The 24757-nt window shown below is 47.3% G+C and carries 22 protein-coding genes and 1 tRNA gene; 13 read left to right on the forward strand and 10 right to left on the reverse strand.

The window, feature by feature from the left end; all coding sequences use genetic code 11:
* Positions 1–166: 166 nt before the first annotated feature.
* The 5 genes from secF to queA form a co-directional block, all read right to left on the reverse strand.
* On the reverse strand, positions 167–1090 hold the full coding sequence (gene secF / locus B5D26_RS03110) for a protein translocase subunit SecF (protein ID WP_078744232.1): 924 nt from the start codon (positions 1088–1090) through the stop codon (positions 167–169).
* Positions 1091–1147: 57 nt separating this feature from the next.
* Positions 1148–2998 carry a protein translocase subunit SecD gene (gene secD, locus B5D26_RS03115; protein WP_078744233.1) on the reverse strand — a complete coding sequence of 617 codons (1851 nt, stop codon included), beginning with the start codon at positions 2996–2998 and terminating at the stop codon, positions 1148–1150.
* Between the two features lie 73 nt (positions 2999–3071).
* Positions 3072–3410, reverse strand: a complete 339-nt coding sequence (yajC, locus tag B5D26_RS03120; protein WP_078744234.1) for a preprotein translocase subunit YajC — start codon at positions 3408–3410, stop codon at positions 3072–3074.
* A gap of 244 nt (positions 3411–3654) precedes the next feature.
* Positions 3655–4782, reverse strand: coding sequence for a tRNA guanosine(34) transglycosylase Tgt (gene tgt / locus B5D26_RS03125; RefSeq protein ID WP_428838708.1), 1128 nt, complete (start codon positions 4780–4782; stop codon positions 3655–3657).
* 64 nt (positions 4783–4846) lie between these two features.
* Complete coding sequence (queA, locus tag B5D26_RS03130) at positions 4847–5908, reverse strand: tRNA preQ1(34) S-adenosylmethionine ribosyltransferase-isomerase QueA (protein WP_078744236.1); 1062 nt, start codon at positions 5906–5908, stop codon at positions 4847–4849.
* Between the two features lie 131 nt (positions 5909–6039).
* On the opposite strand from queA, the gene B5D26_RS03135 reads away from it, so the two are divergent.
* The 7 genes from B5D26_RS03135 (at position 6040) to B5D26_RS03165 (ending at position 14704) form a co-directional block, all read left to right on the forward strand.
* A tRNA-Leu gene (locus B5D26_RS03135) sits at positions 6040–6125 on the forward strand.
* Between the two features lie 295 nt (positions 6126–6420).
* A complete protein-coding gene (locus B5D26_RS03140; protein WP_078744237.1) occupies positions 6421–8055 on the forward strand; it encodes a sensor domain-containing diguanylate cyclase in 1635 nt (544 codons plus the stop codon).
* Between the two features lie 259 nt (positions 8056–8314).
* Entirely contained in the window at positions 8315–10321 is a 2007-nt protein-coding gene (tkt, locus tag B5D26_RS03145) for a transketolase (RefSeq protein WP_078744238.1), read from the forward strand.
* 207 nt (positions 10322–10528) lie between these two features.
* Complete coding sequence (locus B5D26_RS03150) at positions 10529–11587, forward strand: type I glyceraldehyde-3-phosphate dehydrogenase (protein WP_139776592.1); 1059 nt, start codon at positions 10529–10531, stop codon at positions 11585–11587.
* 51 nt (positions 11588–11638) lie between these two features.
* Positions 11639–12847, forward strand: a complete 1209-nt coding sequence (locus tag B5D26_RS03155; protein ID WP_078744240.1) for a phosphoglycerate kinase — start codon at positions 11639–11641, stop codon at positions 12845–12847.
* 171 nt (positions 12848–13018) lie between these two features.
* Complete coding sequence (gene fba / locus B5D26_RS03160) at positions 13019–14083, forward strand: class II fructose-bisphosphate aldolase (protein WP_078744241.1); 1065 nt, start codon at positions 13019–13021, stop codon at positions 14081–14083.
* Between the two features lie 105 nt (positions 14084–14188).
* On the forward strand, positions 14189–14704 hold the full coding sequence (locus B5D26_RS03165) for a GNAT family N-acetyltransferase (protein WP_078744242.1): 516 nt from the start codon (positions 14189–14191) through the stop codon (positions 14702–14704).
* 59 nt (positions 14705–14763) lie between these two features.
* Here the strand turns inward: B5D26_RS03165 and B5D26_RS03170 are convergent, their stop codons facing one another.
* On the reverse strand, positions 14764–15402 hold the full coding sequence (locus tag B5D26_RS03170; RefSeq protein WP_078744243.1) for an NAD(P)-dependent oxidoreductase: 639 nt from the start codon (positions 15400–15402) through the stop codon (positions 14764–14766).
* 139 nt (positions 15403–15541) lie between these two features.
* On the opposite strand from B5D26_RS03170, the gene B5D26_RS03175 reads away from it, so the two are divergent.
* The 3 genes from B5D26_RS03175 (at position 15542) to B5D26_RS03185 (ending at position 17928) form a co-directional block, all read left to right on the forward strand.
* Positions 15542–16438: a LysR family transcriptional regulator gene (locus B5D26_RS03175; RefSeq protein WP_078744244.1), complete on the forward strand. Its 897-nt coding sequence runs from the start codon at positions 15542–15544 to the stop codon at positions 16436–16438.
* 81 nt (positions 16439–16519) lie between these two features.
* A complete protein-coding gene (locus B5D26_RS03180) occupies positions 16520–17125 on the forward strand; it encodes a LysE family translocator (RefSeq protein ID WP_078744245.1) in 606 nt (201 codons plus the stop codon).
* A complete protein-coding gene (locus B5D26_RS03185) occupies positions 17122–17928 on the forward strand; it encodes a helix-turn-helix transcriptional regulator (protein ID WP_078744246.1) in 807 nt (268 codons plus the stop codon). Before B5D26_RS03180 ends, B5D26_RS03185 begins: the two co-directional genes overlap by 4 nt.
* A 19-nt stretch (positions 17929–17947) precedes the next feature.
* Here B5D26_RS03185 and parE read toward each other — a convergent pair whose 3' ends face one another.
* The 3 genes from parE to B5D26_RS03200 all read right to left on the reverse strand — a co-directional run bounded on the left by parE (position 17948) and on the right by B5D26_RS03200 (position 21124).
* Positions 17948–19837, reverse strand: a complete 1890-nt coding sequence (gene parE / locus B5D26_RS03190) for a DNA topoisomerase IV subunit B (RefSeq protein WP_078744247.1) — start codon at positions 19835–19837, stop codon at positions 17948–17950.
* Positions 19834–20478 (reverse strand): YqiA/YcfP family alpha/beta fold hydrolase, encoded by a 645-nt coding sequence (locus B5D26_RS03195; RefSeq protein ID WP_078744248.1) that lies wholly within the window; start codon positions 20476–20478, stop codon positions 19834–19836. The genes parE and B5D26_RS03195 overlap by 4 nt, the downstream gene beginning before the upstream one ends.
* A gap of 124 nt (positions 20479–20602) precedes the next feature.
* Positions 20603–21124: a methylated-DNA--[protein]-cysteine S-methyltransferase gene (locus B5D26_RS03200; protein WP_159445574.1), complete on the reverse strand. Its 522-nt coding sequence runs from the start codon at positions 21122–21124 to the stop codon at positions 20603–20605.
* Positions 21125–21250: 126 nt separating this feature from the next.
* Here B5D26_RS03200 and B5D26_RS03205 point away from each other — a divergent pair, with 126 nt between their 5' ends.
* Positions 21251–22045: a substrate-binding periplasmic protein gene (locus tag B5D26_RS03205; RefSeq protein WP_078744250.1), complete on the forward strand. Its 795-nt coding sequence runs from the start codon at positions 21251–21253 to the stop codon at positions 22043–22045.
* A 40-nt stretch (positions 22046–22085) separates the two neighbouring features.
* Here B5D26_RS03205 and B5D26_RS03210 read toward each other — a convergent pair whose 3' ends face one another.
* Positions 22086–22334 carry a hypothetical protein gene (locus B5D26_RS03210; RefSeq protein WP_078744251.1) on the reverse strand — a complete coding sequence of 83 codons (249 nt, stop codon included), beginning with the start codon at positions 22332–22334 and terminating at the stop codon, positions 22086–22088.
* A 288-nt stretch (positions 22335–22622) separates the two neighbouring features.
* Here B5D26_RS03210 and B5D26_RS03215 point away from each other — a divergent pair, with 288 nt between their 5' ends.
* A complete protein-coding gene (locus B5D26_RS03215) occupies positions 22623–23138 on the forward strand; it encodes an SUF system Fe-S cluster assembly regulator (protein WP_078744252.1) in 516 nt (171 codons plus the stop codon).
* Between the two features lie 120 nt (positions 23139–23258).
* Positions 23259–24704 (forward strand): Fe-S cluster assembly protein SufB, encoded by a 1446-nt coding sequence (sufB, locus tag B5D26_RS03220; RefSeq protein ID WP_078744365.1) that lies wholly within the window; start codon positions 23259–23261, stop codon positions 24702–24704.
* The last annotated feature ends 53 nt before the right edge of the window (positions 24705–24757 follow it).

A 24757-nucleotide genomic window follows, 5' to 3' on the forward strand; every position in this document is an offset into this window, starting at 1 on the left:
AATTCGAATAAGATCTACTCAAAAATCGCATATTGTAAGTTAGTTTTATAACTTAGTTTTCGCTTTCTCTCTCTACGAAAGCCAACGCCCCAGCCAATTCATTGGCTGGGGCGTTTTTTATTGCCTTGATTTTATCGTTGAGCTTGGTTTGAGTTGCTCAAAACGCTTAAGGGCGATCATCCATCACTTCGCCCTCTTTTTCAGGTAGCATCAGATCTTCACGGTCAATCTTCATCAGCAGTAAAATATTCGCCGCCACATAGATAGAGGAGTAGGTTCCCACAATCACGCCCACCAATAACGCCACTGCAAAGTTATGAATCAGCTCGCCACCAAAGAAAAATAGCGCCAATAGCACTAATATAGTGGTTAACGAGGTGATCAAAGTACGGCCTAGCGTTTGGTTCAGTGATACGTTAACAATCTCAATGGCATCACCTGTGCGTAAACGACGAAAGTTCTCACGTACACGGTCGAATACCACGATGGTATCGTTAAGTGAGTAGCCGATTACCGCCAGCACAGCAGCTAATACAGTTAGATCGAAATCCAGCTGAAAGATAGAAAACATCCCCAGCATAATAATCACGTCATGAGCTAACGCCACAACAGAAGCCACAGAGAATTTGAACTGAAAACGAAATGCCACATACAACATTACCAGCGCTAACGCTAATAACATGCCTATGCCACCTTGGTCTCGTAGTTCTTCACCAACCTGCGCACCCACAAACTCTGCCCGTTTCAGTTCAACACCTGATTCGGTATTTTGGCGAATGGCTTGTAGTACATCGTCACCGACTGTCGGTGAGAAGCCTTGACCTAAACGCACCAGTACATCTCGGTCGGTACCGAAGCTTTGTACCGTAACATCACTGAAGCCAGCGCTTTCTAATTGATTGCGCAATAGGTTCAGCTCAGGTGCTTTTTCAAAGGCTACCTCAACCAAGGTGCCGCCTGTGAAGTCTAAACCCAGTTTTAACTGGTTCACTGCCAATGAAACCAGTGACAATGTCACTAGAATAATGGACAGCATTCCGGCGATTTTGCGTTTCGCCATAAAGTCGATAGAGCGATTAATCCGCGACATAACAATGCTTCCGTTTGTTTGAGGCGGGCAAAACGCCCGCCGTAAACAGAGTGTTGATCAGATCGACAGTTTCTTTAACTGACGACCGCCATAAGCGATATTCACTAACGCACGAGTGACCATAATCGCGGTAAACATTGAGGTTAAGATCCCCAATGACAGTGTCACTGCGAAACCTTTAACCGGCCCCGTACCCACTGCAAATAAAATCACCGCCACTAATAACGTGGTTAAGTTGGCGTCAAAAATGGTGATAAAGGCACGTTCAAAACCAGAGTGAATCGCCATTGGAGGCGACATACCGTTTTGTATTTCCTCTTTGATGCGCGAGAAAATCAATACGTTGGCATCTACCGCCATACCTAAGGTCAATACGATACCTGCAATCCCCGGTAAGGTCAGCGTGGCGGACATCATCGACATCAATGCGGCCAGTAAGACTAAGTTGGCGGTCAATGCTAGGTTGGCAAATAGGCCAAACATGCGGTAATACACCAACATAAAGACAACAACCAACGCCATACCAATTTGGACAGAGGTGATACCGAGCTCAATATTCTCTTTACCCAAGCTTGGGCCGATGGTGCGCTCTTCTACAAAGTAGATCGGTGCTGCTAAAGAACCTGCACGTAGCAACAGCGCCAACTCAGAGGATTCCGCAGGGCTGTCTAAGCCTGTGATACGGAAGCTGTTGCCCAAGGCACTTTGAATGGTCGCCAATGAGATGATGTGTTTTTCCACATAAGGCGTGCGCTGTTCAACTTTCTCACCAGCGACCTCAACAATGCGGGTTTTCATCTTGTGCTCCACAAACAGCACCGCCATACGACGACGGATATTGTTACGGGTTGCACGGTTAATAAGCTTGCCACCTTGGGTGTCCAGATCAATATTCACCTGCGGTTGACCATTCTCATCAAAGGCAGATAGTGCATTAGAAACACTGTTACCTGTGATAATAATGTCTTTTTCTAGTACCGCTGTGCGATCAGGATTGTTACGGAAAACATGCTCTTCGCTATCTAACGTATTAGTGTCAGAGCTAGCTTCAAGGCGGAATTCTAAGTTAGCCGTTGCACCCAGAACACGCTTAGCTGCCGCAGTATCTTGTACACCGGGTAGTTCAATTACGATGCGATTGCGGCCTTGGCGCTGAACCAATGGTTCAGACACACCCAACTCGTTTACACGGTTGCGTAACGTGGTTAGGTTCTGCTTTACCGCATAGTCTTCAATGTTACGTACAGCTGTTTCTGACAAGGCCAGCTCTAAGAAAAAGCCTTCAGCATTGTCGCGCTCTGTTTGCATAAAATCAGCAAACTCTTTGCGTAACAATGGTTTGGCTTGGTCACGTAGCTCTGCATCATTAAAGCGGATACTGATGCTGCCATCTTTAGTTGTGAGGCGACGATAGCGAATACGCTCGGTGCGTAGCAAAGTTTTGATTTCGCTGGCATAGACTTCATTACGTTGAGAGATCGCAGCTTTCATATCCACTTCCATTAAGAAGTGAACACCGCCACGAAGATCTAAGCCCAGTTTCATCGGCCCAGCGCCTAAATCAACCAGCCACTGTGGCGTTGTAGGTGCCAAGTTTAGGGCGACAACATAATTTTCACCCAAGGTTTCTTGGATAATCGTTTTTGCTTTCAGCTGATCTTCATCACTGCGAAAGCGAATTACCGCAGTGTTGCTTGTAATCTCTTCTCCAAAGTGTTCAATGCCTGCGGCATCTAATGCCTTGGCCACTTTTGAGAATTCAGCTTCACCAACCTGTACAGAACTACGCTGACTGGTGAGCTGTACAGCCGGATCATCTGGGTACAAGTTTGGCATCGCGTAAATCACGCCAAAAGCCAGTACCGTAAGAATCAGAAGATATTTCCAGAGAGGATATTTATTGATCATGAGCCGTTACGTTCCTTAAAACACCCGCTCGAAAAAAACCCTGCCGGCATTTGCCGGCAGGGTTTCTAAGCACTTAGATAGACTTGATGGTGCCTTTTGGCAGCACTGCGACTACCGCCGCTTTTTGCACGTTAACTTCAGTGCCTTCAGCGATTTCAATCACTAAGAACTCTTCAGATACTTTAGTGATACGACCTACTAGGCCGCCACCGATTACCACCTCATCACCTTTGCTAATGCCTGCAATCAGCTCACGGTGCTCTTTGGCACGCTTGCTTTGCGGACGCCACAACATGAAGTAGAAAATCACAACAAAACCAACCAGCAGGAAAATCTGGCTCATTGCACCAGGTTGACCCGCAGCGGCAGCGCCGCCTTCAGCAAAAGCAGGAGAGATAAAAAAGCTCATCAAAGAGTCCTCTAAAAATTTAATGGTACTGCATTTATTGTGTTTTAAACGTTACGGTGAGCCAAACGCTGAAGCCACTGCACACACTTCCCCAAAGCTAAACCTATAGGGCTTTTGGTTAGATGCGGCCAAACCTTATGATTTACAAGGCTTAAACGTCGAATACTCGCCGTAAATGATCAATAAACTCTGGATCTACTCAGACTGCCAAAATAAAGGCTTGTTCATTGGTAATCGCTAAAATTAATCAATCAATTTGTTCAGCTAATTCAGGCACTTCAAGACCACGGCGGGCGTAGAAGTCACTAACAAAGTCGTCCAATTTACCTTGTTCAATAGCATCGCGCAAACCTGCCATTAGACGCTGGTAATAACGTAAGTTATGAATCGTATTCAGCATCGCCCCCAGCATCTCTTTGCACTTGTCTAAGTGGTGTAAATAACCGCGACTGAAGTTCTGGCAAGTGTAACAATCACACTCTGCCTCTAATGATTGAGGGTCATTACGGTGCATTGCATTACGGATTTTTACCACGCCATCAGCGGTAAACAGGTGACCATTGCGGGCATTACGGGTTGGCATCACGCAGTCAAACATATCAATACCGCGACGCACGCCTTCAACTAAATCTTCTGGCTTACCTACGCCCATCAAGTAACGTGGACGATCAGCAGGCATCATCGCTGGTAGATAATCTAAAACTTTGATCATCTCCTCTTTTGGCTCGCCCACAGATAAGCCACCAATGGCATAACCATCAAAGCCGATCTCGCTCAGCCCTTTTAAGGAAACTTCGCGCAAGTCCTTATACATGCCGCCTTGAATAATGCCAAACAAAGCAGAAGGGTTGTCACCATGCGCATCTTTTGAGCGTTTTGCCCAACGTAGCGACATCTCCATAGAGTCTTTGGCTTCTTTATGACTGGCAGGATAAGGGGTGCACTCGTCAAAAATCATCACCACATCTGAGCCTAAGTCACGCTGTACCTGCATTGAGCGCTCAGGGTCGATAAAGACCTTTTCACCGTTTACCGGAGAGCGAAACTCAACGCCTTTTTCAGTGATTTTACGCATCGCGCCCAAGCTGAATACTTGGAAGCCACCCGAATCGGTCAGAATGGGGCCTTTCCACTGCGTAAAATCATGTAGATCACCATGTGCCTTAATCACCTCAGTGCCCGGACGCAGCATCAAGTGAAAGGTGTTACCCAAAATAATTTCAGCACCAATGGCCTCAATGTCACGGGGTAACATACCTTTTACCGTACCGTAAGTACCAACAGGCATAAACGCAGGGGTTTGCACCTTACCACGGGGAAAATTCAGCTCACCACGACGCGCCTTACCATCAGTGGCTTTTAGCTCAAACTGCATAAAACATTCACGAGACATAACAATACAATCCAAAAAGTAATCAGTTTCTAGCCAAAGTTGCGGCTTATTCAGTCATCGCACTTGGCGGTAGATCAGGGGCGGTATTTTTCGTAATGAACATCGCATCGCCATAGCTGAAAAAGCGGTATTGCAACTGCACCGCGTGCTCGTAAGCATTCATTAAATTGCGATAACCACCTAAAGCACACACCAACATTAATAGGGTTGATTCAGGCAGGTGAAAATTCGTCACCAACGCATCCACCACATTAAAGCGATAGCCCGGGTAGATAAAAATATTGGTATCCGTTTCCATTGGTGTAATTTCGCCGGAGCGCGCTGCGGTTTCTAAACAGCGTACACTGGTTGTACCCACCGCAATCACACGATTCCCACGGGCTTTGGCGGCTTTCACCTGCTCGCACACCTCGGCACTGACCTGAATCATTTCAGAGTGCATATGGTGCTCAAAAATACTCTCGGCTTTAACGGGCTGAAAAGTGCCCGCGCCCACATGCAGCGTCACAAAGGCCATCTCTACGCCTTTCTCTTTTAATGCCGCCAACAGCGCATCATCAAAGTGCAAACCTGCCGTTGGTGCGGCAACTGCTCCGGCATTTTTGCCATACACGGTTTGATAGCGCTCTCGATCACTTAGCTCATCTTCACGGCTAATATAAGGCGGCAAAGGCATATGCCCCACCTGATCCAGCAACTCTAAAACAGAGCCTGACTCAGGAAATTGCAATTCAAATAGCGCATCTTGCCGACCCAATACAAGCAGCTCAGTGCCATTTTCTAAAATCAGCTTACTGCCAGCTTTAGGTGAGCGACTGGAGCGGATATGGGCTAACGCCTGATTATGATCAAGCAGTCGCTCAATCAAAATCTCAATTTGACCACCCGATTCCTTCTTGCCAAACAGACGGGCAGGAATCACACGGGTATCGTTAAACACCATCAAATCCCCTGGCTCAACTAAAGCCAGCAGATCAGAGAAATGGCGATGGGAAAGTTGACCGGAAACACCTTCAACGCAGAGTAACCGACTAGCGGTACGTTCAGCGGTAGGGTAACGAGCGATCAAGTCATCAGGTAATTCAAAAGAGAAGTCAGTACGTAACATCAGGCGTCAAGTGCGTATAAAGGAAAGGAAGTGCAGAATACTATCGGAAAGATGCAACGAAGTCATTGACGGCAGCTTAGAATCTTTTATAATGCGCGCCATACAACTGATTCTTAACGCAAAATCAGTATGCCAGTATGGTGGAATTGGTAGACACGACGGATTCAAAATCCGTTGCCCTTAAAGCGTGTCGGTTCGAGTCCGACTACTGGTACCATGAATAAATCAACAAAAGCTCACAGAAATGTGGGCTTTTGTTGTTTATGGGATTTGAAAAAATGCTCCCGATAGCGATGTGATGAGTCTGCAGTGTCTGGTTGTTCAGATACAGTAATAGCTCAGGTAAACGCTACCGCATTGCCTTAGGTCGCTTCCCTAATATTGGCTCGCAAGCATTTTGTGTCGTGTCATAAGTCATACGGCTAAGCTAAGACCTCTGCGCTATTTTTTTATTTCGTCATTCCTGTTTAAATCTCCGCTATTAATAATTTGCACAGGCTGTAATCCCTGCTATGAAGTATCTTGGCAAGCACGCCATATTCCTATTGGTTTCAATATTCATACTAATGCTGGACGTTATTTTTGTTAGCGTTAACTATTGGCAGGATAGGACGAATCTTCAACAAGCACTTCAAGCCGAGGGTGAAAGGCTTCATTCGGCTTTTGAAATCGCTGAGAAAATGACACTCAGCAATATGTCTCAACTCGCAACATTTGTTGCGAACAACTCAGACGTAAGAGACATTTTCAGCAAAGCGGTATATGCCATAAAAGAAGAAAATAAAGCATATGACTCGGATCATGTGAACCAGCTCCGACAAGAGCTGTACGGCATCGTTTCTCCTAGCTGGAAAAAGATGACTCAAGAATATTATGTCCGTCAGTTGCACTTCCATATTGGCCCCGGTTCAACCAGTTTTTTGAGAGTACATAAAGCAGGTAAGTTTGGGGATAACATGGATGACTTAAGACACATCATTGTTGATGTGAATGAAGATGGTATCCCCAGAACGGGCTTTGAGTTAGGTCGTGTCTATTCAGGACTCAGAGGGGTTGTCCCTGTTTTTGACACCAACATGCAGCAGATTGGAGCACTAGAAGCTGGTACATCTTATAAAGCCACGATACAGCTGCTCAGTAACTTGCTGGGAACGAATATCGCGATTCTGTTAAAGGAAAATAGAGTTGAGCAGGCCACGTGGAGCAGGCCTGAGGAGGCGCTAAAGGCGGCTTGTGATTGTTTTGTTGAGGCCACGTCAAGCGATTCATTGGAGTACCTACTGAACACAAATATTGATTTTGGTGCGAATAATGATTTGAAACTCAGATCACAGCTGGTGAAGACCGAAGCGGGCACATTTGCAGTGATTCATATTGGTATCAGAGATTATATTGGTCAGCGTGACGACCATTCCAAGCCCGTTGGACGCCTCTTTCTTTGGTATCCTGCAGATGAGCTGTTAAGAAACTTGGAGTCAAATACATGGCTCAATATTAAGATTGCTACATTCGGTTTTATTCTTGTTGAAGTGCTGTTGTTTGTTGCTATACGGCTTTCTCAGAATCATCTAAAAAGAGAAGTCGTACTTAGAACAGAAGAGGTTGAGGCGCTCAATAAGAAGCTGACATTGCAAGCAACAACAGATCCTCTGACAGGCTTGTATAACCGCCGATATTTTACAGAGCATTTCGAGAGGCTGTTCGAACAAGCCGCTAAAAATTCAGCCCAATTATCAGCGATTATTTTGGATCTGGATTATTTTAAAAAGGTTAATGATACCTACGGCCATACCATCGGAGATGAAGTGCTCATCAAAACCGGTCATTATCTGAAATCAATCTCTGAGAAGGGTGCCATTGTTGCCAGATACGGCGGGGAAGAGTTCTGCATTCTTTTACCGGATTACAACGAGGAGTCTGCTAAAGCCTTTGCCGAACGTTTGTGTGTAGGCTTTAAGCAAGCGGTCACTATCGACAGTAAAAACGGCTCTCAACCTGTGACCTGTAGTGTTGGTGTGTGTGAAAGGCAATATGCTGACTCTGCGGATCAACTACTGAGCCTTGCTGATGCAGCCCTGTATGCCGCTAAACAACAAGGTAGAAACAGGGTTGTTTTATATACCCGAAATAAAACTGTTATCTGCTGATACTTAAATGCCTCTTCACTGCAATGGCTGAAGGTTGCAATCTTAAGAGCAGAGAGAGTTTTCTAGCCAAGGCTAGCCTTGATATAACCATTGCCAAAAATATACAGGCTTGTCAGGATTAAATTTGAAGCCTGCGGCCATATCAGCGACAATACGCGCCTATTTTACGGTGATTTGCCCATTTTTGAGTGAATCATGAACACATCTTAATTTCCGTGGGGCTTATTGTGAGTCGCCACAGACCAGGAGTCAGGTAAGCATGCCTTCCCGTTCTGATTTAGCTAATGCCATCCGTGCTTTGAGCATGGACGCCGTCCAAAAAGCCAAGTCCGGTCACCCCGGCGCCCCAATGGGTATGGCTGATATTGCTGAAGTGTTATGGAACGACTTCCTTAAGCACAACCCACAGAACCCGAACTGGTATAACCGCGACCGTTTTGTCCTGTCAAACGGCCACGGCTCTATGCTGATTTACTCATTGCTGCACTTGAGCGGCTATGATCTGTCGATTGATGATCTGAAAAGCTTCCGTCAACTACACGCTAAAACCGCAGGTCACCCTGAATATGGTTACGCGCCGGGCGTTGAAACCACCACTGGCCCGTTAGGCCAAGGTATTGCTAACGCGATTGGTATGGCGACCGCAGAAAAAGCATTAGCCGCTCAGTTTAACCGTGATGGCCATGCGATTGTTGATCACTACACCTACACCTTCTTAGGTGATGGCTGCATGATGGAAGGCATCTCTCACGAGGTGTGTTCTTTGGCGGGTACGCTGGGTCTAGGCAAGCTGATCGCATTCTACGACGACAACGGCATCTCTATTGATGGCGAAGTGGAAGGCTGGTTCACCGACAACACAGCACAGCGTTTTGAAGCCTATAACTGGCATGTGATCAAAGTAGACGGCCACAACCCAGAGCAGATCAAAGCCGCTGTAGAGGCTGCCAAAGCCGAATCTACAAAACCTTCTTTGATCATCTGCAAAACCATCATCGGTTTTGGCTCGCCTAACAAAGAAGGCAAAGAAGATTGCCACGGCGCACCACTGGGTGATGCAGAGATCGCACTGACCCGCGAACGCCTGAACTGGCCACATGCGCCTTTTGAAATTCCAGCTGAGATTGCATCTGCTTGGAACGCACAAGAGAAAGGTGCAGCAGCAGAACAAGCTTGGGCAGAACAGTTTGCCGCTTATCAAGCCGCTTACCCAGAGTTGGCTGCAGAGTTCACACGTCGCATGAGCGGTGAGCTACCTGCTGACTTTGCTGAAAAATCAAATGCTTATATCAAAGCTTGCCAAGAGAAAGGCGAAACCGTTGCCACACGTAAAGCCTCTTTAAACAGCTTGAACGCTTTTGGCCCTGAGTTGCCAGAATTGCTAGGTGGCTCTGCGGACTTAGCGCCGTCTAACCTAACGTTCTGGAATGGCGCAAAAGCGATCACCGCTGAAGACGCGTCAGGCAACTACCTGCACTACGGCGTACGTGAGTTCGGTATGGCCGCTATCATGAATGGTGTGGCGCTGCACGGTGGTTTTGTGCCTTACGGTGCAACCTTCCTGATCTTTATGGAATACGCCCGCAACGCTATCCGTATGGCGGCGTTGATGAAGCAACGTGCTATTTATGTGTTCACCCACGATTCTATCGGTTTAGGTGAAGACGGCCCAACCCACCAGCCGGTTGAGCAAGTACCAAGCTTGCGTGGCACGCCAAACATGAGCGTATGGCGTCCTTGTGATGCGGTAGAAACAGCCGTATCTTGGAAAGCAGCGTTAGAGCGCAACAACGGCCCTACCGCACTGATCTTGTCACGTCAGAACCTAGATCATCAGCCACGTAGCGATGAGCAACTGGCGAATATCGCCCGTGGTGCCTACGTACTGAAAGACTGTGAAGGCACAGCGGATGCCATTCTGATTGCAACAGGTTCAGAAGTGGCACTGGCACTGAAAGCCGCTGAAGAACTGACTGCAAAAGGCAAGAATATTCGTGTGGTCTCTATGCCTTCGACAGATCGTTTTGACGCACAAGATGCGGCTTACCGTGAGTCTGTACTGCCTGCTGACGTGATCACTCGCGTTGCGATTGAAGCGTCTCATAAAGACTTCTGGTACAAGTACGTTGGCCTAGAAGGCGCGATCATCGGTATGGAAACTTTCGGTGAATCAGCACCTGCTGAGCAACTGTTTGAAGAGTTTGGCTTCACCGTTGACAACATTGTTGGCACCGTTGACGAACTGCTGGAAGAGCTGGACGATTAATCGTTAGAAGCTTTGATGCAGAAAAAAGAGGGTTAGCTGAAAGGCTTGCCCTCTTTTTTTAGCTGTTTTTTGATCTGTTTATCCTCTTACCGAACAAGTTTGCGCTATCTCCCAAGATACGGGAAAATGGCGCACCATTTTACGCCTATCAACTGTTATGGGCGTATAAACGCTATTCAGCCAACGGGCTAAGGAGTGGTTTGTTCAGTGACTCAATTCAAGTTAGCCATTAATGGTTATGGTCGAATCGGCCAGTGTGTATTGCGGGCTTTGGTTGAGCGTTCTGACTGTGCAAACTTAGAGGTTGTTGCGTTAAATGAGCTGTCTGATTTAGAGACGATCACTTATTTAACCCGTTACGACTCGACCCACGGACGTTTTCCTTTACCTGTCAGCCGCACCGAACAACATCTTTTGGTAGGTAATCGCAGTATTCAAGTATTTAACCACCCTGACCCTCAGTTATTACCTTGGGCCGAGTTGGGGGTGGATCTTCTATTTGAATGCACAGGCTCTTTTAAAGACCGTGCAACGGCTGAACAACATCTTGTCAGTGGTGCTAAACGGCTGTTGTTTTCACAACCTGCTGAAGCAGACGTTGATGCGACCATTGTGTACGGCTTAAATCATGATCAGTTAAAAGCGGAACATCAGATTGTCTCTAGCGCCTCTTGCACAACCAACTGTGTGATTCCTGTTTTAAAACTGATTGATGAACACTTGGGGATTGCGCATGGTGTGACCACCACTATTCACTCTGCGATGAATGATCAACCTGTGATTGATGCCTACCACCAAACTGATTTGCGTCTGACTAGATCGGCCATCGCCTCGATTGTGCCTGTTGATACGGGATTGGCTAAAGGGATCGACCGCTTGTTGCCGCACTTGTCTGGCAAGTTTGAGTGTTTGCACTTGCGGGTGCCCACCATGAACGTGTCAGCGATGGATATTACTTTATGCGTACAGCGAGATACCACCGCAGAAGAGATCAATGGCATTCTTGCCAATGCCGCACAAAATGAATTATTTGGGCTATTGGGCTATACCGAAGAGCCTCATGCCTCGGTAGACTTTAACCATGATCCACGCTCAGGCATTGTCGATGGTACGCAAACCCGAGTTTCCGGCCAACGTATGGTGAAGTTACTATGCTGGTTTGATAACGAATGGGGCTTTGCCAATAGAATGTTAGATGTGGCGCTATGCTGGTTAAACCAAACCCCGCAAGAGCCCACTGAGCTGCTAAACAGCACTGAATTGTAGACTTTTAATATAGCTTTAAACTTTGAACCACTCAAAACGGTAGGACAAATCATGACCGTATTAAAAATGACTGATCTGAAACTGACTGGCAAACGTGTATTGATCCGTGAAGATCTAAACGTACCAGTTAAAGATGGCAAAGTGACTTCTGATGCGCGTATCCGTGCGTCGCTACCGACTATTGAGCGTGCTTTAAAAGCAGGTGCAAAAGTATTGGTGATGTCACACCTAGGTCGTCCAACCGAAGGTGAGTATTCTGAAGAAGCCTCACTGGCACCTGTAGCGGCACATATCGGTGAATTATTGGGCCGTGAAGTGCGTTTAGAAAAAGACTACCTGAACGGCGTTGAAGTGGCTGAAGGTGAGTTGGTCATTCTAGAAAACGTGCGTTTCAACAAAGGCGAAAAGAAAGACGAAGATGATCTGTCACGCGCTTATGCTGCGCTGTGCGACATTTTTGTAATGGACGCATTTGGTACTGCACACCGCGCACAAGCCTCTACTCATGGTGTGGCACGTTTTGCTCCTGTGGCCTGTGCAGGCCCGTTGTTGGCCGCTGAGTTAGAGGCGTTAGAAAAAGCCTTGGCTAACCCAGCCAGTCCAATGGCAGCAATTGTGGGGGGCTCTAAGGTTTCCACTAAACTGGAAGTGTTGTACGCCCTGTCTGAAAAATGTGATCAACTGATTGTGGGTGGCGGCATCGCCAACACCTTTATTGCAGCCGCAGGTTATAACGTTGGTAAATCACTGTACGAAGCAGACCTGATCCCAATCGCAAAAAGCTTAATGGCTAAAACCAGTATTCCACTGCCCGTTGATGTGGTGGTGGCTAAAGAGTTCAGCGCAGATGCTGAAGCGGTTGTGAAAAATGTCGACGAAGTGGCCGACGATGAGATGATTTTAGACATCGGCCCTGTGACCGCTGCAAAACTGGCAGAACAGCTGAAAAGCGCCAAAACCATTTTGTGGAATGGCCCAGTAGGCGTATTTGAAATCGACCAGTTTGGCGAAGGCACTAAAACCTTGTCGTTGGCGATTGCTGAAAGCGAAGGCTTCTCGATTGCAGGCGGTGGCGATACTTTGGCGGCCATTGATAAATATGGTATTGAGCAGCAAGTGTCTTATATCTCAACGGGTGGCGGTGCTTTCCTTGAGTATGTTGAAGGTAAAAAACTACCAGCCGTCGCAGCATTAGAGTTAGCGGCGAAGTTGATGGTAGATAATGTTGATACTTGCTGTGGTAGTGGTTGCTGCGGTTAATTGCTGAGCAATAAAACCTAGTAATAAAACCTCATATAAAATTGACCAGAGTGAGCGAGAAAATGGCAAAAATAGGCGGCAAAATTGGCCTTGATTGCGCTTTTCACGTATAACCTCTGGTCAATGTTTTCCTGAATGAATTGATCTTATTTTGATACAAGGATATCGAGCATGGCTTTAATCAGTATGCGTCAGATGTTAGACCACGCAGCAGAGTTCGGTTACGGCGTTCCTGCGTTCAACGTCAACAACTTAGAGCAGATGCGTGCGATTATGATCGCCGCAGACAAAACCGATTCTCCAGTTATCGTGCAAGCCTCTGCCGGTGCACGTAAATATGCGGGCGCGCCTTTCCTGCGTCACCTGATTTTGGCTGCGATTGAAGAGTTTCCTCATATTCCGGTGTGTATGCACCAAGATCACGGCACAAGCCCTGCAGTTTGCCAACGCTCTATCCAACTGGGCTTTAGCTCAGTGATGATGGACGGCTCTTTAAAAGACGATGGTAAAACACCAGCCTCTTATGAGTACAACGTTGATGTGACTCGCCGTACTGTAGAAATGGCACACGCTTGTGGTGTTTCTGTTGAAGGTGAGTTGGGTTGCCTAGGTTCATTAGAAACGGGCATGGCGGGTGAAGAAGACGGCGTAGGCGCTGAAGGCGTGTTAGATCATGACCAGATGCTGACTGATCCAGAAGAAGCGGCACAGTTTGTAAAAGCGACAGGCGTTGACGCACTGGCTATCGCCATCGGCACCTCTCATGGCGCGTACAAATTCACTAAGAAACCTACGGGTGACGTACTGCGTATTGATCGTATCAAAGAGATCAACAGCCGTATTCCAGATACTCACTTAGTGATGCACGGCTCTTCTTCTGTACCTCAAGACTGGTTGGCGATCATCAACGAGTTTGGTGGCGAAATTCCAGAAACTTATGGTGTACCTGTAGAAGAGATCGTGGAAGGCATCAAGTACGGTGTACGTAAAGTGAACATCGACACCGATCTGCGTTTGGCCTCAACGGGTGCAATTCGTCGTTTTATGGCGCAAAACCCATCTGAGTTTGACCCGCGTAAATACCTGAACGAGTCTGTCAAAGCGATGACTCAGTTGTGTATCGACCGTTACGAAGCCTTTGGTACTGCAGGCAACGCCAGCAAAATCAATGTGATTTCACTGGACGCGATGTACGAGCGTTATCTGACTGGTGCTTTAGATCCAAAAGTGAACTAAGCCTGTTAGTGTGCCTGATGGCACAGACCCAAACCCTGCATAGTGATATGCAGGGTTTTTTATTGATCCGTAAATCTGCTACCTGATTTTATTGAACCTGACCTCATGACCTTTCATCCCATTTCAGACAGCGTATGGCCCACCATTATGCGGGTACAAGCGGCCTGCTACCCAGATTTAGAGCCCGAAGACTTAAGCGTATTACAAAGTAAGTGGCAGTATTCGCCAGACAGCTGTTTTGTGGTGAAAGATGCATCGCAACAGGTACAGGGCTATCTGCTGGCGCATCCTTGGCAGGGCGACAACACACCTAAACTCAATGAACGGTTACCTGAACGAAAGTCTGAGCAGATCACAGGTGAATATCTCTATCTGCATGATCTTGCCATTGCGCCTAGCGCCCGCAGCACAGGTGTTGCCTCTCAGTTGGTGCAACAGCTTTGCGAGCAAGCTTGCGCGCAAGGTTATCAAGAGGTACGCCTCACTGCCGTGCAAAATGCACAAGGTTTTTGGCGGCGTTTTGGTTTTAAAGCCTTGGCTGAAACAGCGGTCTGCACCGCTTATGGTGATGATGCACAGTTGATGGTGCTGTGTTTATCGTCATTGAAGGGGGCGAGCTAAAGGCCGCGGGTGGTGATTACCCGCAGCGCTATTAGGCTTCAAGTCTTAATAAGTCTGTTTCAGTAAGCCACGCCAATACGCTGACGTGGATATTGCGCTTGTTCTAATTCATCAATCATCGCAACGGCATAATCACTGACAGAGATTTGGCTATTGCCTTCAGCATCTTGCAATAACTGATCACCGCCGATACGGTAGTGACCTTGTTTTTCGCCGGGAAAAATAACCGCTGCTGGACTGACAAATGTCCAATTCAAGGGGCTTTTGCTATTGCGAAACACCGCCAGAGCCTCTCCCATTGCTAGCGCTTCATCTTTGTATTCAGCTGGGAAATCAGGGGTGTTGACTAAAGCTACATTTGGCGCGACCTCTAATGAGCCTGCGCCACCCACCCAAAGTAAACGTTGTACTGCGGTTGCAGGTAACTCGGTTAATACGCGTTCCGCAGTTGTGGCCACTAAATCGTGATTGCCTGCTGCTCGGCCGCCAATTGCAGAGATTAGCACTTCAACATCTTGTAAAGCGGCGGCCAAATCAACGTTTGTATTCAGCAGGTCAAATTGACGGGTTTCAATTTGACTATCCATCAGTTTGCTTGGATCGCGCACTAAGGCAATCACTTCATGGCCACGGCTTTTGGCCTCGTTAACAATGTGGCTACCAATCCAACCTGTTGCACCTAAAATTGCGACTTTCATCTGTATTCTCCAACTGACGCTTTAAACGCCGTTCTCTGTGTTTTAACAATAAGTGCAGTTTAGTAGTCTAATAATTGGTGATAAATAGACAAAAATAAGCAATATTGTTTCGGGAAATGAACTAATAAGGGGTTGAATCATGGATCGGCTAACAGCTATGCGCAGCTTTATTGAAGTGGCCAATACCTGCAGTTTTACCAAGGCGGCAGACAATTTAAATCTCAGCCGATTACAGGTGTCTCGTCATGTACAAGAATTAGAAGCTTGGTTGAAACAGCGATTGATTCACCGCACCACAAGACGGGTGAGTTTGACTCAAGCAGGAGAATCCGCTTTACAGCGTTGTGAACAAATTCTCTATCAAACAACAGAGTTAGAGCTTAAAGCCCTTGAACAAATTGACCAATTGACAGGCACGATTCGATTGGCTGCCCCTATCGGCTTAGCGCAAACAAGATTACTTGATGTAGTGACCGCTTTTAACGACCAACACCCCCATGTTGTCGTAGATATTTTGGCGTCTGACCGTTTTTCACAGTTGGTTGATGAGCGAGTGGATATCGCGTTGCGCTTCACCCCTCAACCGGACAATAGCCTGATTGCCAAACGTTTGATCGACATTGACTCGGTGATCTGTGTTTCACCAGAGTATTTGACACGACAGCCCGCCATTACGCATCCTGACGATCTCAAACAACATAACTGCTTTGTGCATTTAAACGTCAACAAGTGGCACTTTATACACAACAACCAGAGTATGACTGTACCCGTTAAAGGTAACTTGTGTGCCAATGATGCCCTTTTGTTGGCTCACGCCGCGATAAAAGGGAAAGGTGTTGTGCGTTTACCCTGTGACTTAGCCAATCCTTTTATTGCACTTCAGCAGCTCACCCCCATTTTGCTGGATTACCGCATACCCAGCACGACCTTGTGGGCGGTGTATTTATCTCGCAGCTATCAAACAACTTTGGTAAGACGTTTTATCGATTTTCTATCGGAGAGATGGCAGCATGATATTCAGGTTCTAAAAGTTTAAGCGCAATTTTGTTCAATACCTGTCCCTGCATTCCGACTAGATTACTGATGAAATCATCAAGTTGAGTTGTTGGGGTGTGAAATGTGGACAGTATTGGCTTCAATGATCATTTTTGCGTTGGTGGGAGCGGCATCCCCAGGACCTGTGAATATTATTGCCACCAGTTCGGGCGCACGTTTTGGTTATCGCAGAACCTTGCCTCATGTGCTGGGCGCGTCTTTGGCCTATAGTGTAGTGGTGCTGATCTCCGGTATTGCCCTTACACAAACCAGTTATTGGTTGCCGAAAGCGACTGGGTTGCTCAGTATGCTGGGCGGCCTGTTTTTACTCTATATGGCGCTTAAAATTGCCTTGGCCAAACCCAGTCGATCTGTTCAGGGTGAGGTTGATCAGCCTGCTTTTTTGCGTGACGGTGCATTGGCGCAACTACTGAACCCTAAAGCTTGGTTAGTGGCCTTATCTGGTGTGAGTCTATTTGTGGTGAGTGATCTGCCCGACACTGTCTATCTGTGGCTGTTCTGTTTGGTGTCGTTGTGCTGTTGTTTTGTAGGGGTATCCCTATGGGCGTTATTGGGTGAACAATTGGGACAATATTTAACCACGGCAAAACGCCAGTTGATGTTTAATCGTTTGATGGCCGTCTTGTTAGCCAGTACGGTGTGTTTGATGTGGTGGGAGCAACTATGAAAGCTGATTCAACAACCTATTTAGAGCGCTGCCCAAGTTTACCTTATGTTGAGATGCGCACGGCCGTCGGCTCGGCGGCCTGTTACCATGCCCATTCCCATGATGAGTTCTCTTTTGGTGTGATTGAACAAGGCCGTGCCATTTATCAAAATGGTAAAGCGCACTATGCCATACAAACGGGGCATACAGTGACAATTAACCCCGGTGATATTCACGCCTGCAACCCCGACAATCAACATTGGTCATACCGTATGCTGTTTGTGGATAGCCATTGGTTTGGTGCACTACAACAAGAGCTGTTGGGTCGTGATGATTTTGACTATCAGCCGTTTTTACATCATCACACCACCGCAGTAGAAACTTTTCAGCGCTTCAAAGACCTGTTTAATACCCTACAAACTGAGCCTAACGCCTTGCAAGCGGAGTCGCATTTAATTGAGTTTGTGCAGCATTGCTTTCAGCCCAATTTGAAGTCGGTGTCTAGCCCTGCTCCAATCTTAGAAAAGGCCAAAGAAAAGCTGTTAGATGAGCTGGCGGTCAATCATTCGCTGGTCGATTTGGCTCAAGAAGTGGGTTTAAGTCGCTACCATTTTTTGCGGAGTTTCAAACAAGCTTACGGCTTATCCCCCCACGCCTTGCAGCTGGATGAGCGTATCAAAAAAGCCAAGGTGCTACTGAAAAACGGCTGTTCCATTGTCTCCACTGCCAGTGAGTTGGGCTTTGCAGACCAAAGCCACTTGCAGCGTAATTTCAAAAGACGTTTGGCGCTCACGCCAAAACAGTATCAATCGTTTTTCAGTTGAGGTCAGACCAAAGCCGAGATTAAATCTCGGCCATATTACCGTATTGCTGCAACCAAGTTTTACGGTCACCCGCTCGTTTTTTGGCCAGTAACATGTCCATCATTTCGATGGTGCCATCTTGGCTTTCACGGGTGAGTTGCACTAATCGACGGGTGTTGGGGTCCATTGTGGTTTCCCGAAGTTGCATCGGGTTCATCTCCCCCAAGCCTTTAAAGCGCTGCACGTTCACTTTGCCTTTTTTGTTTTCCGCTTCGAGTCGATCTAGGATCCCCTGCTTTTCATCATCATCTAGGGCGTAATGTACCTCTTTACCGATGTCGATGCGGTAGAGCGGTGGCATCGCCACAAAGACGTGGCCACGGTCGACGAGAACAGGAAAGTGGCGAATAAAGAGCGCGCAGATCAAAGTCGCAATGTGCAAACCGTCAGAGTCCGCATCGGCCAGAATACAGATTTTACCGTAACGCAGGCCGCTCAAGTCATCTGACGCAGGGTCCATACCGATGGCCACCGCAATATCATGCACCTCTTGAGAGGCGAGAATCTGATCTGAGCTGACCTCCCAAGTGTTCAGAATTTTACCCCGTAGCGGCAAAATCGCTTGGAATTGACGGTCACGGGCTTGCTTGGCCGAACCACCTGCTGAATCCCCTTCCACTAAGAACAGTTCTGAGCGGTTGATATCTTGTCCTGAACAGTCGGCCAGTTTGCCCGGTAACGCTGGGCCTTGGGTGATCTTTTTACGGGCGACTTTTTTACTGGCGCGTAAACGCTTTTGGGCGCAGTTGATCGCCAACTCGGCCAGCTTTTCCGCTTCGGCGGTATGCTGATTCAACCACAAGCTGAAAGCGTCTTTCACCACGCCTGATACAAAGCTGGCGGTTTGTCGTGAAGACAAACGCTCTTTGGTTTGTCCGGCAAACTGTGGGTCTTGCATTTTGACTGAGAGCACGTAGCTGCAACGTTCCCAAATGTCTTCTGGGGTCAGCTTAACGCCTCTGGGCAGTAGGTTACGGAACTCACAAAACTCTCGAATCGCTTCTAACAAGCCTGTACGTAAACCGTTAACGTGGGTACCACCTTGTGCGGTGGGAATTAAGTTAACGTAACTTTCGGCCAACAGCTCACCGCCTTCAGGCAACCAGTGCAGAGCCCAATCCGCCGCTTCAGTACGCGCGCTAAAACTACCCGTAAAAGGGGTTGAAGGCAGAGTTTCCCAGTCGACAGAGGCTTGTTTCAGATAGTCACACAAACCATCTTCATACTGCCAACTGCTGGTTTCTCCAGTATTTTCATCGGTAAAGGTGATTTGCAAACCGGGGCAGAGTACCGCTTTGGCGCGCAAGATATGTTTGAGCTTAGAAACCGAAAACTTGACCGTATCGAAATACTGGGCATCAGGCCAAAAGTGAACTTTAGAGCCGGTATTGCGTTTGCCAACGGTGCCGATCTGCTCCAACTCCGATGCTTTATAGCCATCGGCAAAGTTCATTTGTAACAGCACGCCATTACGTTTGATTTGTACTTCTAAACGGGTCGACAGCGCATTCACCACCGACACCCCCACCCCGTGCAAGCCACCTGAGAACTGGTAGTTGTCGTTTGAGAACTTACCGCCCGCATGCAATCGGGTCAAAATCAGCTCAACCCCACTCACCCCATGTTCTGGGTGAATATCGGTTGGCATACCACGGCCATCATCTTCGACAGACAGTGAGCCATCTTTATAAAGGTTCACCAGAATATTGCGCGCATGACCTGCTAAGGCTTCATCGACACTGTTGTCGATCACTTCTTGGGCAAGGTGGTTCGGGCGAGTGGTGTCGGTGTACATGCCCGGACGTTTGCGTACCGGATCAAGGCCGCTTAAGACCTCAATGGCCTGAGCATTGTAATTGTCGGTGCTCATTGATCTGTTCCTGATGGTTCTGCGGGGACAAAAGCAGGTAATAAAGTTAAAGGCTGCTGATAAGGAATCTCAGCAAAATCTAAGAGTTGTGCCAGCTTGGTTTCAAATTGGTCATAACCGTGACTGCCACCGAGGCTGATATCAAGTTGAGCGCCATTGTAGTAAGCAACAGCGTCCAGATAGTTCAAGGTTTCATCAGCGGTTTGTAACAGTACTAGCATCCGCTCGCAGCCGATCGGTTTGGCAAGATGCAGTTGCTCAAGCTGGTGCATGTGCTCCAAAGTCAGTTGGTAACGTTCACCGCTATAAAGGTTCTCATTGTCGCCCAAATATGCGGGTAATAGTTTATGGGGCGCAACCGCTGGGTTTACGAGCACCGCTTTCAACTCAGGGTATCGTGCTAACAATGCCGTGCTGTAAAAGCCACCTAATGAACTGCCCACCAAGGTGATTCCACCTGACAGGGATTCGATCAACTCAATCAGTTGTTGCATCGCAGTTTTTGGCCAGTGACTCAGCTCTGGGCAATGTACCGTAACGTCGAGCTGATTGGTGTGCACATGGGCTTTGAGTTGGCGCGCTTTAAACGATAAGGGAGAACTGTTGAAACCGTGAATATAGATGAGATGCTCAGTCGCCATGCCACTTATTTCCTTAGCGGGCTATACCCGTCACAGCCCTTAAATCGAAGCCGCACAGTGTAGAATAAATACTGGTTGGGCGTACATAGTTTTATCGGCTATTTTGCCTATACCTCGCCCGTCGTTAATCTGAATCAGTTTTGCTACTTGCAAACTGTTCATGTGCAAGTAGTGCGGCCTTACGCGCTAACCCCCAACGATAACCCGATAAACTGCCATCGTTACGTACCACCCGATGGCAAGGAATTAACACCGCTATTTTATTAGCAGCGCAAGCGCTGGCGACTGCACGAATGGCTTTGGGTTTGCCGATTTTTTGCGCAAGTTCGCGATAACTGATCGTTGTCTCTACAGGGATTTCTAATAGCGCCTGCCAGACTTGTTTTTGAAAATCAGTGCCTTTCAGTGCTAAGGGTAACTCACAGCCCGTTTGAGGCATGTTAACAAGGTCTAATACCTGTTGAAAAATCTGTCTGAAGGCGTCATCCACTGCCTCACTCAACGTGGCAGAGGGCCAAATTCTGGCCAACTCCGTTTGCAGCTCAGCCTCATCGTCTGCTAATAGAACGGTACAAATGCCTTCGCCATTGTGCGCAACTAGAAGTGCGCCAAACTGTGATTTAAATACCATGTAATTGATGTTCATATGATTTATGCCCATAAAAAATTAATCAACCGCTTGAAAAAGACAGTGTCTAATTGAGTAACCTAACGTAAGCTTGTATGACTAGCAGGCCTAGTTTTAAGCATCAATATCAGCCCAGAGGGGATAATGTTTAACCATCTTATTCAATCGCCAATTCTCTTGATGCTGTTCTGCCTGCACTCGTGGGTTTGGGCTGAGTCAGCACCCTTGAAAGCAAAAGTTGCAGTGTATGAATATCCACCACTTTATCATACTTCTGTGGAAGGGCAGTTTTCAGGCACTTTGGGTGAAACCATTAAACAGCTCTGTTCTAAAGGCGGGGTTGAGTGTCGCACACAGATGTATCCAATTGTGCGTGCTTATGACATGGTGATATCCGGCCAAGCTGATATGTCTATTTCAGGTATGCATCCTCGCTTTGATGAGTGCTGCACAGCGACAGACTGGAGCTATCCTTGGAGTGCAGGTCTATTTTCTTTAACTAATGGAGATATCCCAAAAACCGAAAGCGAGATGGAAGGTCACTCTTTAATTGTGGTGCGCGGTTGGCGCTCACAATATCGTTTTATGCCCAACTTTGACCAGCTGGTAGCTGATGGCAAACTTCGTGTGAATTACACCAATAGTAACTACAGTGCTATTCAGATGTTAAGCAGAGGACGCGGGGATTTACTTTGGGGTTCTATTGATTTTCAGTGGTACTTAGAAAAACTCGGACTCACCGGCCAAGTGCAATATCACGAACGTTTGCAGATTCCGATTGTCCTCTGGGTCAATAAGCAGTCACCGCAAGTCTTGGCAGCATTAAACAGTGGTTTTGCACAGTTAAAAGCAGAACAAAGCTTAGATGAGCAAAACTTACTAAGAGCGGAATTGATGGAAAAGGTTTATCAAGATGCGCCGATGAAGAAAACACAGTAGCCCAACGCCAGTTAGACTACTCTTTGCTTGGGATGCCGACCTAAGATTTATCAAACTGATTGGCCGCTTGCTCTAACCTGTCATGGTGTTGCTTGTGAGGTACTTTTGCCTGAGCCAACTTGGCTAGCTCTGCTTCTAAGAAAGTCTGTTTTGCCTCATTACCTGCCGAAAGTGCTTTGATCAGATCTTGTGTGCTCCAGTGTCTGATTTTTTTAATCAGGTACAGATGAAAAACAATACCGCTGATCGAGACAATAAAAATAATCACAAGTTGTAACCATAACGGCATATTGATCTCCTGATAAATATAGCTCTGATAATGAAGCTTCGCATTTTATCTTAGCTATTGATCATTTACCTCTCTTACTCATCCCATTTGCTAATTAAAACTTTTTGAATTTACACCTGTTGTTGAGAATGATTTTCAACTAAAAGCGTTTATCTGGCCAGTAACCGCAGCGATCGTGCAGGTATTAGGCAAAAGTTGCACAAAACAGAGTAAAAAACTCGGGTATCAGGGTTTTGTTCGTCTCGAAATGGGACTAAAATGGTCTACTATGAAATGGCAGGATACCTGATGCTGAAACTGAGTAAATTAACTGACTATGCCGCGGTGATGATGGCGCACATTGCGCGCACCCCTGATCAGCTTTTTACCGCAACGGATATTGCGGATCAGGTGCAGATTCCTCGGCCTACGGTCAGCAAAACCCTAAAAATGCTATTAAAAGCGGGTTTGTTAGTCTCACATCGCGGCGCGCAAGGGGGTTATGGGTTAGCCCGAGCGCCTCAGCAGATCACCGCCAGCGATATTATTGATGCCATTGAAGGCCGATTCGGCATGACCGAGTGTAGCCAAGATGATGTGACCTGCGATTTGCAAGATTCCTGCGGGGTATCTGACAACTGGCAGCGTGTCAGCGTCGTGATTCGACAGATGCTGAGCAGTATTACCTTAGTGCAACTGGCGCAAAAAGAGCCGTTGCAACTGGCTTGGATGCAACAACCTGTGACTGAAAATGCAGCCAATCCAAAGACAACCCGATTAAAGCAACATTCGACGATTCCTTTGGTGGCGCTTTCAACCGACTGAACCTGAGTTGAAGCCACTAGATGTCGTTTGCAGGATAAGCAAACACATGAATCACCTGATGAGACCGGATTTATTTTGACCAATATCGAACAGCACCAGCTGTTTGATGGGGAGCGTGTAATGGCAAATCAAGAAGAGATGGAACAGTTAGTCCGTCGCGAATACAAACAAGGTTTTGTAACCGATATCGAATCAGACACTGTTCTACCGGGCTTGAACGAAGAGGTGATTCGTTTCATCTCCGCTAAAAAAGAAGAACCGCAGTGGATGTTAGACTGGCGTTTGGCTGCGTTTGAACAATGGAAACAGATGGAAGAGCCTCAGTGGGCACATGTGCACTATCCGGCCATTGATTTCCAAGCGATCTCTTATTATTCCGCGCCTAAATCTTCCGATGACAAGCCAAAAAGCTTAGATGAGGTTGACCCTAAGCTACTGGAAACCTATGAAAAACTAGGGATTCCCCTGCATGAGCGCGCCGCTTTAGCGGGTGTGGCAATGGATATGGTGTTTGACTCAGTATCAGTCACCACCACCTTCAAAGAAAAGTTGGGCGAAGCGGGCGTTATTTTCTGCTCTATCTCTGAAGCGATTCGCGAATATCCCGACCTAGTGCGCCAATATTTAGGCTCAGTTGTCCCTGTTACCGACAACTTCTATGCCGCACTGAACTGTGCCGTGTTCTCAGACGGTTCTTTTGTTTATGTGCCAAAGGGCGTGAAATGCCCGATGGAGCTATCCACCTATTTCCGCATCAATGCCGCCAACACCGGACAGTTTGAGCGCACATTGATTATCTGTGCCGAAGGTGCCCAGGTGTCTTACCTTGAGGGCTGTACCGCGCCAATGCGTGATGAAAACCAGCTACACGCAGCGGTGGTCGAGCTAGTGGCGCTAGAAGATGCCAACATCAAATACTCGACCGTACAAAACTGGTATCCGGGCGATGAAGAGGGCAAAGGCGGTATCTACAACTTCGTGACCAAACGGGGTGAATGCCGTGGCGACAACTCTAAAATCAGCTGGACTCAAGTTGAGACAGGGTCAGCGGTGACTTGGAAATACCCAAGCTGCGTACTGAAAGGCAAAAACTCTGTGGGTGAGTTTTACTCTGTAGCCGTCACCAACAACATGCAGCAAGCCGATACAGGCACCAAGATGATCCATATTGGTGAAGGTTCACGCTCCACCATTATCTCTAAAGGGATCTCGGCAGGCCGTTCTGACCAGTCTTACCGAGGCTTGGTGAAAGTGCTGCCCAGTGCCAAAGGTGCGCGTAACTTTACCCAGTGTGATTCTCTGTTAATTGGTGATCAGTGTGGCGCACACACCTTCCCTTATCAGGAAATTGCCAACAGCACGGCACAAATTGAGCATGAGGCCACCACCTCTAAAATTGGCGAAGATCAGCTGTTCTACTGTCGTCAGCGTGGTATCGCAGAAGAGGATGCGGTGAACATGATCGTGAACGGCTTCTGTAAAGATGTCTTCAAAGAGCTGCCGATGGAGTTTGCGGTAGAAGCCGAAGCCTTGCTCAGTGTCAGCCTAGAAGGTGCAGTGGGCTAAGTTTTAGCCAGACTGATCAGCGCCCATGCTGCGCTCCCTATATCAAGAATTCA

The sequence above is a fragment of the Oceanospirillum multiglobuliferum genome, from assembly GCF_900167095.1.
GTDB lineage: Bacteria > Pseudomonadota > Gammaproteobacteria > Pseudomonadales > Halomonadaceae > Oceanospirillum > Oceanospirillum multiglobuliferum.

Coding starts and splice junctions, on each gene's coding strand:
- secF (WP_078744232.1), bottom strand. CDS start 1,090: ATGTCGCGGATTAATCGCTCTATCGACTTTATGGCGAAACGCAAAATC.
- secD (WP_078744233.1), bottom strand. CDS start 2,998: ATGATCAATAAATATCCTCTCTGGAAATATCTTCTGATTCTTACGGTA.
- tgt (WP_428838708.1), bottom strand. CDS start 4,782: ATGCAGTTTGAGCTAAAAGCCACTGATGGTAAGGCGCGTCGTGGTGAG.
- queA (WP_078744236.1), bottom strand. CDS start 5,908: ATGTTACGTACTGACTTCTCTTTTGAATTACCTGATGACTTGATCGCT.
- B5D26_RS03140 (WP_078744237.1), top strand. CDS start 6,421: ATGAAGTATCTTGGCAAGCACGCCATATTCCTATTGGTTTCAATATTC.
- tkt (WP_078744238.1), top strand. CDS start 8,315: ATGCCTTCCCGTTCTGATTTAGCTAATGCCATCCGTGCTTTGAGCATG.
- B5D26_RS03155 (WP_078744240.1), top strand. CDS start 11,639: ATGACCGTATTAAAAATGACTGATCTGAAACTGACTGGCAAACGTGTA.
- fba (WP_078744241.1), top strand. CDS start 13,019: ATGGCTTTAATCAGTATGCGTCAGATGTTAGACCACGCAGCAGAGTTC.
- B5D26_RS03165 (WP_078744242.1), top strand. CDS start 14,189: ATGACCTTTCATCCCATTTCAGACAGCGTATGGCCCACCATTATGCGG.
- B5D26_RS03170 (WP_078744243.1), bottom strand. CDS start 15,402: ATGAAAGTCGCAATTTTAGGTGCAACAGGTTGGATTGGTAGCCACATT.
- B5D26_RS03175 (WP_078744244.1), top strand. CDS start 15,542: ATGGATCGGCTAACAGCTATGCGCAGCTTTATTGAAGTGGCCAATACC.
- B5D26_RS03180 (WP_078744245.1), top strand. CDS start 16,520: ATGTGGACAGTATTGGCTTCAATGATCATTTTTGCGTTGGTGGGAGCG.
- B5D26_RS03185 (WP_078744246.1), top strand. CDS start 17,122: ATGAAAGCTGATTCAACAACCTATTTAGAGCGCTGCCCAAGTTTACCT.
- parE (WP_078744247.1), bottom strand. CDS start 19,837: ATGAGCACCGACAATTACAATGCTCAGGCCATTGAGGTCTTAAGCGGC.
- B5D26_RS03195 (WP_078744248.1), bottom strand. CDS start 20,478: ATGGCGACTGAGCATCTCATCTATATTCACGGTTTCAACAGTTCTCCC.
- B5D26_RS03200 (WP_159445574.1), bottom strand. CDS start 21,124: ATGAACATCAATTACATGGTATTTAAATCACAGTTTGGCGCACTTCTA.
- B5D26_RS03205 (WP_078744250.1), top strand. CDS start 21,251: ATGTTTAACCATCTTATTCAATCGCCAATTCTCTTGATGCTGTTCTGC.
- B5D26_RS03210 (WP_078744251.1), bottom strand. CDS start 22,334: ATGCCGTTATGGTTACAACTTGTGATTATTTTTATTGTCTCGATCAGC.
- B5D26_RS03215 (WP_078744252.1), top strand. CDS start 22,623: ATGCTGAAACTGAGTAAATTAACTGACTATGCCGCGGTGATGATGGCG.
- sufB (WP_078744365.1), top strand. CDS start 23,259: ATGGCAAATCAAGAAGAGATGGAACAGTTAGTCCGTCGCGAATACAAA.